A 324-nucleotide genomic window follows, 5' to 3' on the forward strand; every position below is an offset into this window, starting at 1 on the left:
GAAACCGGCGCGGCTTGGCAAGTCTTTTGCCCAGTAGTCCGGAATGCGCTGATAGGTAATACGCTCGCCCGGCTTTACATCTTTAATAATATAAGGGCCGCTTGCGACCGGCGGTTTCAGAGAAGCCTTGCCAAAAGTTTCCGGATCAACAGCATGTTTCGGCAATACCGGCATAGTACTTGCCAGCAGCAGCGGAAATTCGCGGTTCGCCTTGTCGTTGAAAGTGATACGAATGCCGCGCTCGCCGGTTTTCTCAATCTTGTCGATCTGCTTCATACGGGCATTAAATGGCGGGCGGCCTTTTTCTGTCAGAATTTCATAGGT

At 51.5% G+C, this 324-nt stretch carries 1 protein-coding gene; it reads right to left on the reverse strand.

Features of this window, described 5'->3' with window-relative positions:
* Positions 1–324 (reverse strand): ABC transporter substrate-binding protein (locus HBA93_RS19960; RefSeq protein ID WP_286202087.1); only part of this gene is annotated, 324 nt, incomplete at both ends.

Origin of the sequence: Ochrobactrum sp. SFR4 (assembly GCF_019730395.1) — a bacterium.
GTDB lineage: Bacteria > Pseudomonadota > Alphaproteobacteria > Rhizobiales > Rhizobiaceae > Pseudochrobactrum.